The sequence below is a fragment of the Acinetobacter tianfuensis genome (assembly GCF_003611465.1).
In the GTDB taxonomy this organism is placed as follows: Bacteria; Pseudomonadota; Gammaproteobacteria; order Pseudomonadales; family Moraxellaceae; genus Acinetobacter; species Acinetobacter tianfuensis.
Genome location: NZ_RAXV01000003.1, coordinates 41,139 through 52,933, shown reverse-complemented (window position 1 = coordinate 52,933; position 11,795 = coordinate 41,139). Strand labels below are relative to the sequence as shown.

15 protein-coding genes and 1 pseudogene are annotated in these 11,795 nt (G+C 37.1%); 8 read left to right on the top strand and 8 right to left on the bottom strand.

What is annotated here, in order from left to right; translation table 11 throughout:
• Nucleotides 1-3: 3 nt before the first annotated feature.
• Entirely contained in the window at nt 4-618 is a 615-nt protein-coding gene (locus tag D7V32_RS02685; RefSeq protein WP_228200159.1) for a DUF4124 domain-containing protein, read from the bottom strand.
• A gap of 238 nt (nt 619-856) precedes the next feature.
• Here D7V32_RS02685 and D7V32_RS02680 point away from each other — a divergent pair, with 238 nt between their 5' ends.
• The 6 genes from D7V32_RS02680 to D7V32_RS02655 all read left to right on the top strand — a co-directional run bounded on the left by D7V32_RS02680 (nt 857) and on the right by D7V32_RS02655 (nt 3,676).
• Nucleotides 857-1,120, top strand: coding sequence for a hypothetical protein (locus tag D7V32_RS02680; protein ID WP_120401381.1), 264 nt, complete (start codon nt 857-859; stop codon nt 1,118-1,120).
• A gap of 2 nt (nt 1,121-1,122) precedes the next feature.
• Complete coding sequence (locus D7V32_RS02675) at nt 1,123-1,611, top strand: hypothetical protein (protein WP_120401380.1); 489 nt, start codon at nt 1,123-1,125, stop codon at nt 1,609-1,611.
• Between the two features lie 155 nt (nt 1,612-1,766).
• Nucleotides 1,767-2,237, top strand: coding sequence for a DUF2829 domain-containing protein (locus D7V32_RS02670; RefSeq protein ID WP_228200163.1), 471 nt, complete (start codon nt 1,767-1,769; stop codon nt 2,235-2,237).
• A 69-nt stretch (nt 2,238-2,306) separates the two neighbouring features.
• Nucleotides 2,307-2,687 (top strand): SLAC1 family transporter, encoded by a 381-nt coding sequence (locus tag D7V32_RS02665; RefSeq protein WP_004761334.1) that lies wholly within the window; start codon nt 2,307-2,309, stop codon nt 2,685-2,687.
• Entirely contained in the window at nt 2,684-3,310 is a 627-nt protein-coding gene (locus tag D7V32_RS02660; protein ID WP_120401378.1) for a lysozyme, read from the top strand. Before D7V32_RS02665 ends, D7V32_RS02660 begins: the two co-directional genes overlap by 4 nt.
• The gene (locus tag D7V32_RS02655) at nt 3,311-3,676 is read left to right on the top strand and encodes a hypothetical protein (RefSeq protein WP_120401377.1); all 366 of its coding nucleotides are present in this window, start codon (nt 3,311-3,313) and stop codon (nt 3,674-3,676) included.
• Between the two features lie 275 nt (nt 3,677-3,951).
• Here the strand turns inward: D7V32_RS02655 and D7V32_RS02650 are convergent, their stop codons facing one another.
• Genes D7V32_RS02650 through D7V32_RS02635 form a run of 4 tightly spaced genes read right to left on the bottom strand, consistent with a single transcriptional unit; the run spans nt 3,952 to nt 6,979 of the window.
• Nucleotides 3,952-4,794: a hypothetical protein gene (locus D7V32_RS02650; RefSeq protein WP_120401376.1), complete on the bottom strand. Its 843-nt coding sequence runs from the start codon at nt 4,792-4,794 to the stop codon at nt 3,952-3,954.
• 19 nt (nt 4,795-4,813) lie between these two features.
• Entirely contained in the window at nt 4,814-5,032 is a 219-nt protein-coding gene (locus tag D7V32_RS02645; protein WP_120401375.1) for a hypothetical protein, read from the bottom strand.
• Nucleotides 5,033-5,036: 4 nt separating this feature from the next.
• Nucleotides 5,037-6,332, bottom strand: coding sequence for a Y-family DNA polymerase (locus D7V32_RS02640; RefSeq protein WP_120401374.1), 1,296 nt, complete (start codon nt 6,330-6,332; stop codon nt 5,037-5,039).
• Between the two features lie 11 nt (nt 6,333-6,343).
• Entirely contained in the window at nt 6,344-6,979 is a 636-nt protein-coding gene (locus tag D7V32_RS02635; protein WP_120401373.1) for a LexA family protein, read from the bottom strand.
• Between the two features lie 376 nt (nt 6,980-7,355).
• On the opposite strand from D7V32_RS02635, the gene D7V32_RS02630 reads away from it, so the two are divergent.
• Nucleotides 7,356-7,949: a uracil-DNA glycosylase family protein gene (locus D7V32_RS02630; RefSeq protein ID WP_120401372.1), complete on the top strand. Its 594-nt coding sequence runs from the start codon at nt 7,356-7,358 to the stop codon at nt 7,947-7,949.
• A gap of 178 nt (nt 7,950-8,127) precedes the next feature.
• Here the strand turns inward: D7V32_RS02630 and D7V32_RS02625 are convergent, their stop codons facing one another.
• Both D7V32_RS02625 and D7V32_RS02620 read right to left on the bottom strand, forming a co-directional pair.
• On the bottom strand, nt 8,128-8,619 hold the full coding sequence (locus D7V32_RS02625; RefSeq protein WP_171407563.1) for a pyridoxamine 5'-phosphate oxidase family protein: 492 nt from the start codon (nt 8,617-8,619) through the stop codon (nt 8,128-8,130).
• Nucleotides 8,620-8,751: 132 nt separating this feature from the next.
• Nucleotides 8,752-9,615: a DMT family transporter gene (locus D7V32_RS02620; RefSeq protein WP_120401440.1), complete on the bottom strand. Its 864-nt coding sequence runs from the start codon at nt 9,613-9,615 to the stop codon at nt 8,752-8,754.
• Nucleotides 9,616-9,877: 262 nt separating this feature from the next.
• Between D7V32_RS02620 and D7V32_RS02615 the strand changes: the two are divergent.
• A pseudogene (locus D7V32_RS02615) lies at nt 9,878-11,296 on the top strand (aminotransferase-like domain-containing protein).
• Between the two features lie 31 nt (nt 11,297-11,327).
• On the opposite strand, the gene D7V32_RS02610 reads toward D7V32_RS02615, so the two are convergent.
• Complete coding sequence (locus D7V32_RS02610; RefSeq protein WP_120401370.1) at nt 11,328-11,765, bottom strand: hypothetical protein; 438 nt, start codon at nt 11,763-11,765, stop codon at nt 11,328-11,330.
• Nucleotides 11,766-11,795: the final 30 nt, after the last annotated feature.

Genomic DNA, 11,795 nt, shown 5'->3' with positions numbered 1-11,795 from the left:
AACTTAGTTACACTGCATTTGACCACCTATATCACGGCAAACACGACCATTATTATAATAAGTACCATTATTGCCATTATATCGATTGCCTTGATTATCCCAACAACCCGATCCATCACAACTTGTCATATGTGTTGGGGCTGGTTGACGTTGTGGCATAGGTGCAGAGTAAGAGTTATTTGAGTTTGAATAACTATCACCACTTGAAACATTTACCCCATTTAATGCTGCCTGAGCTCTTAATTGAGCAGCAGTAAGCTGACCGTTTCGAGAACCTTTATACGGTGTACTTGCTGCTTTTAATAAAGCTTGTCTTTCAGCTTCTTGTTCAGCAGAACGCGTTTGTTGCTGAGGTTGACTGTATGTTTGACGAATATAATTTTGCGATTGATAGGATTGTTGCGCAGAATTTCGATTACTCTGTGAATATGTTCGTTGAGGCGCGGGAGCTGATCCAAGCGAGCGTATCGTTTCAATCTTTTGTTGTTTTGCACCCGTTGGTGGAGGTTTACTTGAATAGGTAACATTACCTTTTGCATCAACCCATTTGTAAACCCCTGCATATAGATTTACTGGAATACACAGTAAAATAAATGTTGTAATTTTTAATACACTCATGCGCATCTCAAAGATAATAATTATATGAAATTACGATAGATTAATTTTAGAGCTGAATCAATACTTCGAAAGATTTGCTAACTTGGTTACTCCTTAGTTCGGTATACAATATTCAAAAGAAAGAATTTATCACAGGATTTGTAAAACGTGCTTGAAACTGATTACATTGTTTTTAGAGGATTTAATTAAATGTAAAAAATTCTTACCATTCAATGGCTATTTTATTTAAAGGATAAGTATGCAAAATCCAATGTTTTTACCTTCAATTGCTGTAGCTTTATACGATAGAGCTTTAAAATCTGCTCAACAAGGTCAAACTTGTAACGTAATTATGTTGTGTACAGCAAGTGTGGAGGCCTTTATTAATGAATATTTAGAGTTAGGCACTAGATTGATTGAAAATGATAAATTACAAAGAGCTAATATTGAAAAAATAAAGCAATTAATAGATTACAAGGAAAATTCATTTCACATTTTAATGCCTTTTATCCTAAAGAAGTAGAGTTGATAAATGCACTAAAAAAGCATGAAGATGATCGAGACAATATTTTCTTTAAAATAAATACTATAAAAAAGCATTGTGATGTGAAACCATGGGATAAAGGTACTGAAATATATAGTGGCTATTGCACTTTAGTAAGTATAAGAAATGCTTTAATGCACCCACGATCTAAAATGGTTGAATATGGTGAAAATGATTTTCCGAAGTTTTTAAATTCATTCAAACAACAAAAGAAAATTAAGTATTTTAATGACATAAATAAAAATATGTCATGGGTTGAGGCGATTGATACTGTTGAGTTTTCAAATTGGTGTATTAAAGCATTTGAAAAGATGATGATATCAATTTTAGAGGTTATGTATTATGCAAAAATTGAAAATTTGCCCCAATTGCCCCTAATAACTTCGAAAAATGCATTATATTACTTACAATCTTTTAAGTTCCCTGAAGATTTATTAATAAAAATTCTTTCATCCCCCTCTAAGGCATGACCTTTAGTTTTAATACTCAAATAATCAAGACAGTCAATCGACTGTCTTTTTTATTAATTAACTTGCCTTAATTATAGGGATTCCAAATGAGTAAAATACTATTAGCACATGCACTAACAGCATTTATTGGCACTAAATCCGTATTGGCAACTGCCATGAGTCGTGGCGAATATAACGAGTATCGTGGTTGGGAAATTCCTGAAAATGAAGACCCCGAAGAACAGGGATATTTGGTGGAATATGTCGATGGTGGCAAGCCAAATGATGATCGTCATAAAGGTTATATTTCTTGGTCGCCTGCATGTGTATTTAAAGATGCTTATCGACCAAATGGAAGTTTAACTTTCGGTGATGCGCTTACTGCTTTGAGACTAGGTAAAAAAGTTGCTCGTTCATGTTGGAATGATTTGCAATATGTGGTTGCTCAAGGTGAATCCAAGCAAATTGAATCAACCTATATCTGGAATCCACACAACAAAGCTCATGCTGAAAAACTTGGTGGGTACATTGATGTTGCACCATATTGCACATTAAAGACAGTACAAGACACTTTGGCTATGGGTTGGACACCATCTACAGGTGATCTATTCGCAAATGATTGGTTGATTATTGATAACCCCCTGTAAGGTTCGCTAAATAACCGCCTTTAAATAAAACTCTACGAAATAAAGTAGAGTTTTATTTCGGGGCAAGTTATGCAAGAAAACACAATTCCATGGATCATCAAAGTTGTGCCTGCCGTAGTGGGGGCTATTCTTGCCCTGGTATTAAGTGGTGACATTGATAAAAACGGAAAAATTCAAGTTTCTTTGGGTGTTATAGGCAAGTTTCTATTCAGCGTTTCAGTCAGCCTTTATGGCGGTTCGGCATTTATTGAATATTACGAATTATCAAAATATTCTCACATGGCTCAAGGCTTTGTGATGCTTATGTTTGCAGTTTTTGGATTATTAGGGATTGGCATTCTTTATCAGTCCATTGCACTGATGCAGGGTAAGCCCTTATCTGAAGTTATTAGTGAGGTCAAAGCTGCCTTTATTTCAATACTTAGTAATGGTAAAGGTGACAAACAATGAGCGTAGATCAATCACAACAAGTTGCTCAGGTATATTCATGGCTTCGTGCTATGTCTGGTGGCAAATTAAGTCAATCTCAGGTTGTAGCTGGTGATCAGATTATTGAGAAAAATGGCTTAAATGTTTTTGCAAAACTTATTGGCTTTGAAATACCTACACCTTTAGTAAATGGACAGCGAGATATTTCTGAGAATGGTTATGCAATTATTAGAGATGCTGAGGGTTTTCGTTCAACAGCTTATTTAGATACAGGAGGTGTTTGGACTATTGGCTTTGGTACCATTAAATACCCAAATGGCACATCAGTTAAAAAAGGCGATACTTGCACGAGAAATGAAGCTGAACAATGGCTTAAAAACGATTGTGTATGGGTTGATGCTTATCTTGATAAAAATGTCAAAGTTAATCTTAATCAAAACCAATTTGATGCATTGGCTTCTTTTGTCTACAACATAGGCGAAACAGCATTTGTAAAAAGCACAATGCTTACTCTTATTAATCAAAACAGTTTGACCTCAGCTGCAAGTCAATTTGATCGTTGGGTGTTTGATAATGGAAAGCGTATTCAAGGTTTAGTCAATCGTCGAGAAAAAGAAAAATCATTATTCCTAATGGTGGCTTAAATGATTGATGCGCTTTTAGCACCGTTTTACAAGTGGATTGTGATGGCGCTTCTTCTGGTTCTTTTGGGGTATGTCGCTTACTGCAATTCACTTGCTAAGGATCTGCGTCTGGCAGATCAGGAATGCCAAACAAAAATTGAAACAGCCATTAAGCCTTATCAAGCAGCTATTTCTGTAGCTGAAGCAAAGGCTAATAGTGCGAGTAAAAAATATGAAGAAATTAAAGGATTGGAGCGGGAACGCACGGAAGTCATTAACAATAAAATTGAAACAATCAAGGAACGCACTATTTATAGCAACGTGTGTCTTGATGCTGATGGCGTGTCAGCCCTTAACGAAGCCGGCATACTTGAATATCCCCCATAACCTAACTCAAGACTGCTCACAATTACCTGTCATCAAACAGGGGGATGGGGCATATATGTTAAGTGCTTGGGCGAAGGATCGCCGTATGTATGTTGAATGTGCTCAAGCTAAACGCGCTTTAAATCAAGCAGTTCGAAGGCCATCAAGTTGAGGGTCTTTTTGTGGGGTAGTTATGCAAAAAGATCAGGTGATTCGAGTAAATGTTAAGCCATCTTTCGGAGTAAGAATTTTGAGATGGCTGACCTGTTGGGGGGAGATGTAAATGGCATTAGCTATTAATATCTATTAATCCATTTCTTTGTTCGTTTAAACATTTGTAAGTTAGCATAAAAAAATGGAAATAGCTCTCCATAATAAGGAAGTTTAACCAAGCTATTTAAGTCAGCATTAGACCCATTATTACAATTAATTGATATTTTATCCAATATTTGATAAATAGGCTTTAAGGTCTGAATTAGGTCATTTAGTATATAAGGCTTAGATCGCTGTACTATGTATTGATACATGAGAAGATCAAGTAGCATCAATGGTTGCCCACTAAAGTCGAGATAATGAGTATATCCAGTCGCATTTGGATACTTGTTATAATGTTTTAATAATTCTGTTTCTATTTTTTCACTATTTATATAAACCCTCAAGTAATCTTCAGATAGCTCAGCCCAGCTATGAATTGGATGGTTGTCATATTCTTGATACTTATTGGTCAATTTATTTAAATTCTGATATCGTGTTTTATTAGCATATGAACTTAGAAAATTAAATAAACCATAAGCTTTATGCTCTATGTCTAGTGGTGCGATTGGTATGTCATACTTACTTCCTATTTCTGCGCAGCTGTTGAAAAGTTTTATAAGATTGTGACCTTTTTTTTCTAAAAACTTTGCATCGGGTTTTTGAAAATTATTTGTATACATATACTCTGAAACTAAAGCTATTTTCAAAAATCTTTCTATACCAATGCTTAAATTAAAAAAAGCAGAATAAAATAATCCGTCTTTATTATCATAAATATTAGCTTTTGTAAGGAACTCTATTCCAGATAACATAGAAGATTGTGTTAAATAGCATTCTTGAAGTAAATCATTGAAATCACTATTTCCGTATAATAAATTCATCATTTAAAATTGATCCTTACTATTATTCAATAGTCCCTAAAACTGGCACCATTCTAGGCCCAGCCTGTCTAGCCTTACCAATAATCTCTACCAGCTCATCATAAGTCAGCTCAAACTTATCATCGCTGTCAAAAATGTAGACCATATTCTTGTCCTTGTATTCTTCAGGTGTTGGTGGCACAAACCGCTTAGGAATTAAAATCTGTGCCAATTGTTCATTTGTAATTTGAAATAAATGCATAGTCTTATCCTACTCTAAAGAGCTCATTCCATTCAGTTAAATAGTTCGGGGATTTTTGCCCTTGATTCATTTGCCAGTGTTCTTCTTTACGACCACACAACCCTAATGATAGTGAACCCTTGCCATATTTATGCGAAATGTGATCAATAGCGTCTGAGAGCTTGGCTCGTTTAATCTGTAACGAATAATCAGTGAATAGATCGGGTGAGAATTTGCTTTTGGGGATAATCTCCATTAGGACAATTCCCGCCTTTTTATACTTAAAGCCAGGTTTGAATATTTCATCAATAGCCTGCATTGCTATACGTGTAATTTCTAAAACATCATCGGTATGCTCAGGTAGCTGCATAACCACATAGGGCATGTATTTCTCGGTCTTATCGAAGCGCCCAGTCTGAATATGTACTCCAATCATTTTGCATAAAGATATATCATCCCTAAGCCTTGATACCGCTCTTTGCACATACAGACGCACTGATGATTTGATGTTTTCAATATCGTAGATTGGTTGGCCATAAGACTGGCTGCTAATGATTTGCTTTTTTGCAGGAGCATCACGCTCTAGGTCAATGCATGAGATACCATTTAATTCACGTACGGTCTTTTCCATGACAATACTGAATTGCTTTTTAATTTCAGTTGGACGCGCTTGAATTAAATCTAAAACAGTGCGGATATTCATCGCATTGAGTTTTTTACCGTTCTGCCGTCCAACACCCCAAACCTCACCAACCTCGACTTGTGCCAGCAAGGCTTCAGTAGAGCAGGGATCCATATCAATGAGATTGCATACCCCATTAAAAAACTTATTTTTCTTTGCTAAATGATTAGCAATTTTTGCTTCAGTCTTTGAACGGCCGATACCAACGCAGCAGGGTAAATTTAACCACTGCCAGGCGGTATTACGAATTTCTTGCGCATAGTCAGTTAGATCAAATAAATGCTCATAACTGGTGAGATCCAAGAAGCATTCATCGACTGAATAAATTTCCTGTTCTCCTGGTGCAACATACAGCCCCAGTAAAGTCATAAAGCGGCGAGACATAGCGCCATAGAGTGCAAAATTACTTGAGAGTACTTGTACATCATGTTTTCTAATGATGTCTTGGATTTGAAATACTGGCACACCCATAGCAATACCCAAATCCTTAGCTTCTTGTGATCGGGCAACAGCGCAGCCATCGTTGCTTGAAAGTACAATAACGGGGCGATTATTGAGTGACGGATTAAAAATACGCTCACAACTGACGTAGCAGTTATTCACGTCAACTAACGCGAATATACGATTTTCAGCTTTCATTTTTGTACTTCTTATTTGCTGCTTGGGCGTTTATAAAACTGCTTTAAATTGAACGTAACTACACCTTGTATGGAGATAGATTGGCTATCTTTAGGAATAATATGTTCGTACGCTGGATTTTCAGCTTTAAGCCATAGAGGAGGCAGCTCATAGTCCTCATCACCAAACAAGTCTTTGATTTCTAGTTTTGTCATTTTTGCGGTAATCATTAATCGCTTTAGCGTGACTTCACGCTCATCAATGAGTGCTAAAACAATATCTCGATGTTGCGCTGTGATGCTCTTATCGACAAGAAAAGGGTCATTTACCTCAAAGCCAACATTGAGCATTGACTCACTATCAACTCGACCGATAAAAGTAGAAATTGGATTAAAAATGAGGAAATCATTTAAATCTATAGATTTGTCGATATGATCTTTGGTTGAAAATGCCGGTCCAGCAGAAAAGCGCTCCAACGCAACAGGAAGCTCAATACTACTCTTGATTGAGACTTGCGCGAGATCAAATTTAGATCCCAGAGCATGTTCTTTTTGTATTTTCTCAAATACTGCGTTCACAGTAGGGCTGGGTGCTCCATCTGTGCCCATAATCTTTTGGAGGAATGACCAAGCGTCATCCGAGAAATAGATCGGTAATTTCTTTGACATGTTTGACTCCTACGCTACGAGGCGTGTTTGGAATTTTTTTATAGAGTAGTCTGTGGCAAAATAAATTTCAAATTTAAAAACTGTGGATAATCAAAGCAGCGCTTGGTTGGCCAGATTTTATGAATTGCTTACTGGCATTTTTAATGCCTTTTTTCTGAAAAAATTGTCGTCAAAATGGTCAATTTTTTCTATATTTTCCATAATAGTTTTGCAGAAGTTTTGCAGGAATTTTGCAGGCGATAATTCAAAAAGCATTAAATAGAATGTGCTGTACCGCTGTAAAACTTACAAGTATGCTAAAATTCAGGAGAAAATGCCTTGATGTATGGCCAAAATTATTTCTTAAAATATTTTTACAACCTATTGATTCTAAACAATGTCTGAAATTGAAACCCATCCATTACAGCCGTTTTTGCCAAAAAATGGCAAACTTTTAATGCTAGGCAGTTTTCCGCCGCCAAAAACACGCTGGAAAATGGATTTTTACTATCCGAATTTTCAAAATGACATGTGGAAGATATTTGGCCTATGTTTTTTTCAGGATAAAAATCATTTTCTCAATGTAGATAGCAAAACTTTTAAAGAGCAGCTCATTCGAGATTTTTTAAATGAAAAAGGGATTGGTATTTTTGATACAGCCTATCAAGTGATCCGTTTGAAAGGCAACGCATCAGACAAATTTTTACAAATTTATCAACCATCTGATATTGCCATGCTGTTAGCTCAGATGCCGAATTGCCGCAGTATTATGACAACGGGCGATAAAGCCACAGATACTTTAATGCTCTCTATGCTTGAAAATACTGAAAAACCGAAAATTGGTCATTTTGTACATACAAATTTTGAGGGCAGAGATTTAACGCTATACCGTATGCCATCATCATCTAGAGCATATCCGCTTGCATTGGAAAAAAAGGCAGAGGCTTATGCACAATTGTTTAAAGATGTGGGTTTAATAACGCGGATCTAAGTTTTTTCACTTCTCATATATGAAATAATTTTTTTATTATAAATTCATAGCCTTATTATTTTTTTAAAAGCATGAGTATGCATATTGCGGCTTTTTTATTGATTTATAAATAGGCCAGAAGCACGAAAGGGTTTGTTCAGTTTAAACCAACAAATCCATTAGCTTTACGATAAAATTTTTAATACTGTTTAGGCATCATTGCAGGATATTGTACCCATTTGAAATCGTGTACGGTAAAATCACGGACTTGATGAAAATTATTCCAAATGAGGCGGCTGCCTTTAGTCCATTTTAATGCCTTAATTCGCTGTTGTACCAAAGCGAATTCTATTTCATTTGCTAGTCTTAATTCACCAATTTCTGCATATAAACGTATCCCTGGATATTCTTGAAATTGACCATTGATTAATGATTTTAGCCAAAAGACTTTACTGCTATTTATCGCTTGTATGCAGGTTTTTGGATTCATTGTTAAATTTTCCCGAAGTGACGCTGAATAAGTATCAAAGAAGAAACCTGAAAAGTTCGATTCATGTAAAAATAAAGTGCCAATTGGAGTAATTGTTGGCTGCAAATTTTGATCAACCGTAGCAATCGAGCAATGCATAGATGCTCGTTGGGCATTTGCAACGACTTTACGAATTTGAGTCCAATGCTGCTGATTCATGATTTTGCCTTTTTTATTATTGTCTATGCATATCACTTTATCAGAGTTTTTCACTATTTTTGTGCTAAACAATGGTAATAAACTGGTCATTCATGCCACTGTATTTGCTTTAAAATCAGGCAATTTAAAAAATATTTAAGCGTACTTTTTAGCCAGGACAACACAGCACACCACAGCTAAAGATACCGCAATCATTAGCAGGCTGATATGTTCATTTAATAATACGGCGCACAGCATAAGGCCAATAAAGGGCTGTACCAGCTGGATTTGACCGACTTTGGCAATTCCACCCAAAGCTAAGCCTTTGTACCAAAAAAAGAAACCGATTAACATGCTGAACAATGACACATACGCTAAGCCAATATATGCACTGGCTGGAATATACTGAAAACTGTTTGGGAAATAGTACCAGCTTAGCGGCAGCATCAGCGGTAAAGCAATGACCAAAGCCCAGCAAATGACCTGCCATCCGCCTAAAGTTCTAGAAAGTACGCCGCCTTCAGCATATCCCAATCCGCAGAGCAGAACAGCAATAATCATATAGATGTCACCGAGAGAAACTCCTTTAACACCAGATTGATGCATCATGAAAAAGATGACTAAAGCACTGCCAGCACCTGCAAACAGCCAAAAGGCATTTTTAGGCATTTCTTTGGCACGTAGCACCGCAAAAAAAGCCGTGGCTAAGGGGAGTAAAGCTACAAAAATTAAAGAGTGCGCCGCAGTTTCGGTTTGTAAAGCCAGTGCCGTAAATAATGGAAAACCCATGACGACACCGGCAGAGGTGATGCATAAGGATTTAATTTGCTGCTTAGATGGCCAAGGCTGTTTTAAAACCAATAAGAGGATCAGCGCCAAAATGGCTGCAATACATGCGCGTGCGCCAGTCAGAAACTCCGGACTAAAACCCTGCACAGCAATACGGGTTGCGGGCATGGATCCTGCAAAAATAACCACGCCTATAAAACCGTTGAGCCAGCCTTGATGAACTTCTTTGATCTTAAACTGCATGTGCATTCCATATGTAATGGCTTGAGTATGTAATGAAATCTATACCTTTCTATATAAACAATATAGATACAGTCCAATACAATTAAAAATAACTGTTATGGGTGAAATATCCATACAATTTGCATTTTCGAATACCTTTGCATAGTCTGTACGGAAGAGTTTTAGCCCTTAAATGGCTGAACTATTCAGTAAATTTTTTAAAATATGTATTGAAACTTTGATGAAGCTGCCTGAAAGTGGAAATGAAAAAATGACAAAAATCGAATGGGTCATGCAGCAAGTCCAGATCTTAATCGGCCAAAAACAGCTTTCTGAAGGCGGCCGCATTCCGTCTGTACGTCAATTTTCCCAACAATTAGGCTGTTCTGTTTCAACTGTTGTTGAAGCCTATGCGCGTTTAGTCAGCCGCGGCATATTGGAGTCAAGAATTGGAGCAGGCTATTATGTCCGCAGCCGTTCTGCAGAAAATGTTTTATTCACCGAACATCGTATTGAATATAACCGTGAGGTTGATCCGCTATGGGTTTCACGCCAGTCTTTAGATGCATCTGATGATATGCTGAAACCCGGCTGCGGCTGGCTGCCTAAAGAATGGATGCCTGAACAGACTGTAAGGAAAGCATTGAAAATGGCCGCCAAATCGGACGGCAATTTTTTACTGGATTATGCTGCGCCGCACGGACATGCCAATTTAAGGCGTTATATTGCCCGTAAGCGTGAAGTTTATGATGTAACGCTTAATTTGAAGCAAATTTTTATTAGTGATTCAGCTACCCATTCTATTGATTTGATTTTTAGGCTTTTGCTAAAAGCAGGTGATACGGTACTGCTTGATGATCCGTGTTACTTTAATTTTAGAGCGCTGATCAAGGCGCATGGACTGAATTGCATTACAGTGCCGTATAGCAAAAATGGTCCAGATATAGACGTATTTAAGCAAGCGCTGAAGTTTCAGCCCAAAGTTTATTTAACCAACTCAGGCATACACAATCCAACTGGGGCATCGCTTTCGATGTAAACCGCATTTGAAATTGCTAAATTGGCGGAGCAAAGCGGATTAATGATCATTGAAGATGATATTTTTGCAGAATTTGAATATTTGCATGCGCCGCGTTATTTAACTTTACTTGGATTAAAACAGGTGATTCAAATTGGCAGTTTTACCAAAACGCTGTCTGCCGCTGTGCGCTGCGGTTATATCATTGCTCAAGAAGCGATGATTGATCAGCTGATTGATTTGAATATTGCAGCACATTTTAATACCAGCCATCTGAATGCGGAAATTATCTATCATGCATTAATGGACAGCAGTTATGCGCGGCATATTGAATGGGTCAAAAAGAACTTGCAAAGACATATGGCAGAGACTGTCAAAAAGCTTATAGCTTTAAATATTCATCCAGTTATGATACCCAAAGCAGGTATCTTTTTATGGTGTAAATTGCCTGAACATGTTGATGCGGCGCAGCTTTCAAAAAAATGTCTGGCTCAAGGCGTAATTCTTGCACCAGGTAATTCATTCAGTTCAGCACACAACGCAGGCCAGTTTATGCGTTTTAATGTCGCTCAGTGTATCGACAAAAAAGTCTTTGATGTTCTGCAGCTGTGCCTCAATGAAATGAAATTGCCAGCTGCATTTCATTCAAAAGAATACCTCAGTATAAATTGACTGCATTTTTTATATGTAGCAGCTCAATGAGCTAACCATCATATTCAACATAATCCCAAAGGTTCAAACGCGCCTTAATTTCTTGACGAATAGCGGGCAGCATAGGCAATAAAGTGCCGTCAATCCATAAACTGAGCGCTTGGGATGAGACTTTTCTATTCTCTTTATCTACAACTTGAGCGCCTTTTATAATGACCAGCGTTTCTTCACAGGCTTCTGTCTCAATACCTTTAAATAGCAGCTGTAATTCATGCCCGGTGTCTTGAATCAGCCATTCTAATTCAATTTGAATATTTTGATTTGATTTAAGTACAGCTTGACCTTCAATGATTTCATTGTCAGATAAGCAGTCATGCTCAACTCGAACTTTAGATAGAAACCATTCTTGATTTCCTAATTCGGGCAGCGTTATAAAAGGCGTTAAGATGTCACTTAAATTAAATTGGCGGCTTAAATCAAAAAATTGCATGCAGGGAGAGTCGCAAAAAAGATAAATTTG

Bases quoted from the DNA above. Each gene is read 5' to 3' on its own strand.
- D7V32_RS02685 (WP_228200159.1), bottom strand. From the start codon at position 618: ATGAGTGTATTAAAAATTACAACATTTATTTTACTGTGTATTCCAGTA.
- D7V32_RS02680 (WP_120401381.1), top strand. From the start codon at position 857: ATGCAAAATCCAATGTTTTTACCTTCAATTGCTGTAGCTTTATACGAT.
- D7V32_RS02670 (WP_228200163.1), top strand. From the start codon at position 1,767: ATGAGTCGTGGCGAATATAACGAGTATCGTGGTTGGGAAATTCCTGAA.
- D7V32_RS02665 (WP_004761334.1), top strand. From the start codon at position 2,307: ATGCAAGAAAACACAATTCCATGGATCATCAAAGTTGTGCCTGCCGTA.
- D7V32_RS02660 (WP_120401378.1), top strand. From the start codon at position 2,684: ATGAGCGTAGATCAATCACAACAAGTTGCTCAGGTATATTCATGGCTT.
- D7V32_RS02655 (WP_120401377.1), top strand. From the start codon at position 3,311: ATGATTGATGCGCTTTTAGCACCGTTTTACAAGTGGATTGTGATGGCG.
- D7V32_RS02650 (WP_120401376.1), bottom strand. From the start codon at position 4,794: ATGATGAATTTATTATACGGAAATAGTGATTTCAATGATTTACTTCAA.
- D7V32_RS02645 (WP_120401375.1), bottom strand. From the start codon at position 5,032: ATGCATTTATTTCAAATTACAAATGAACAATTGGCACAGATTTTAATT.
- D7V32_RS02640 (WP_120401374.1), bottom strand. From the start codon at position 6,332: ATGAAAGCTGAAAATCGTATATTCGCGTTAGTTGACGTGAATAACTGC.
- D7V32_RS02635 (WP_120401373.1), bottom strand. From the start codon at position 6,979: ATGTCAAAGAAATTACCGATCTATTTCTCGGATGACGCTTGGTCATTC.
- D7V32_RS02630 (WP_120401372.1), top strand. From the start codon at position 7,356: ATGTCTGAAATTGAAACCCATCCATTACAGCCGTTTTTGCCAAAAAAT.
- D7V32_RS02610 (WP_120401370.1), bottom strand. From the start codon at position 11,765: ATGCAATTTTTTGATTTAAGCCGCCAATTTAATTTAAGTGACATCTTA.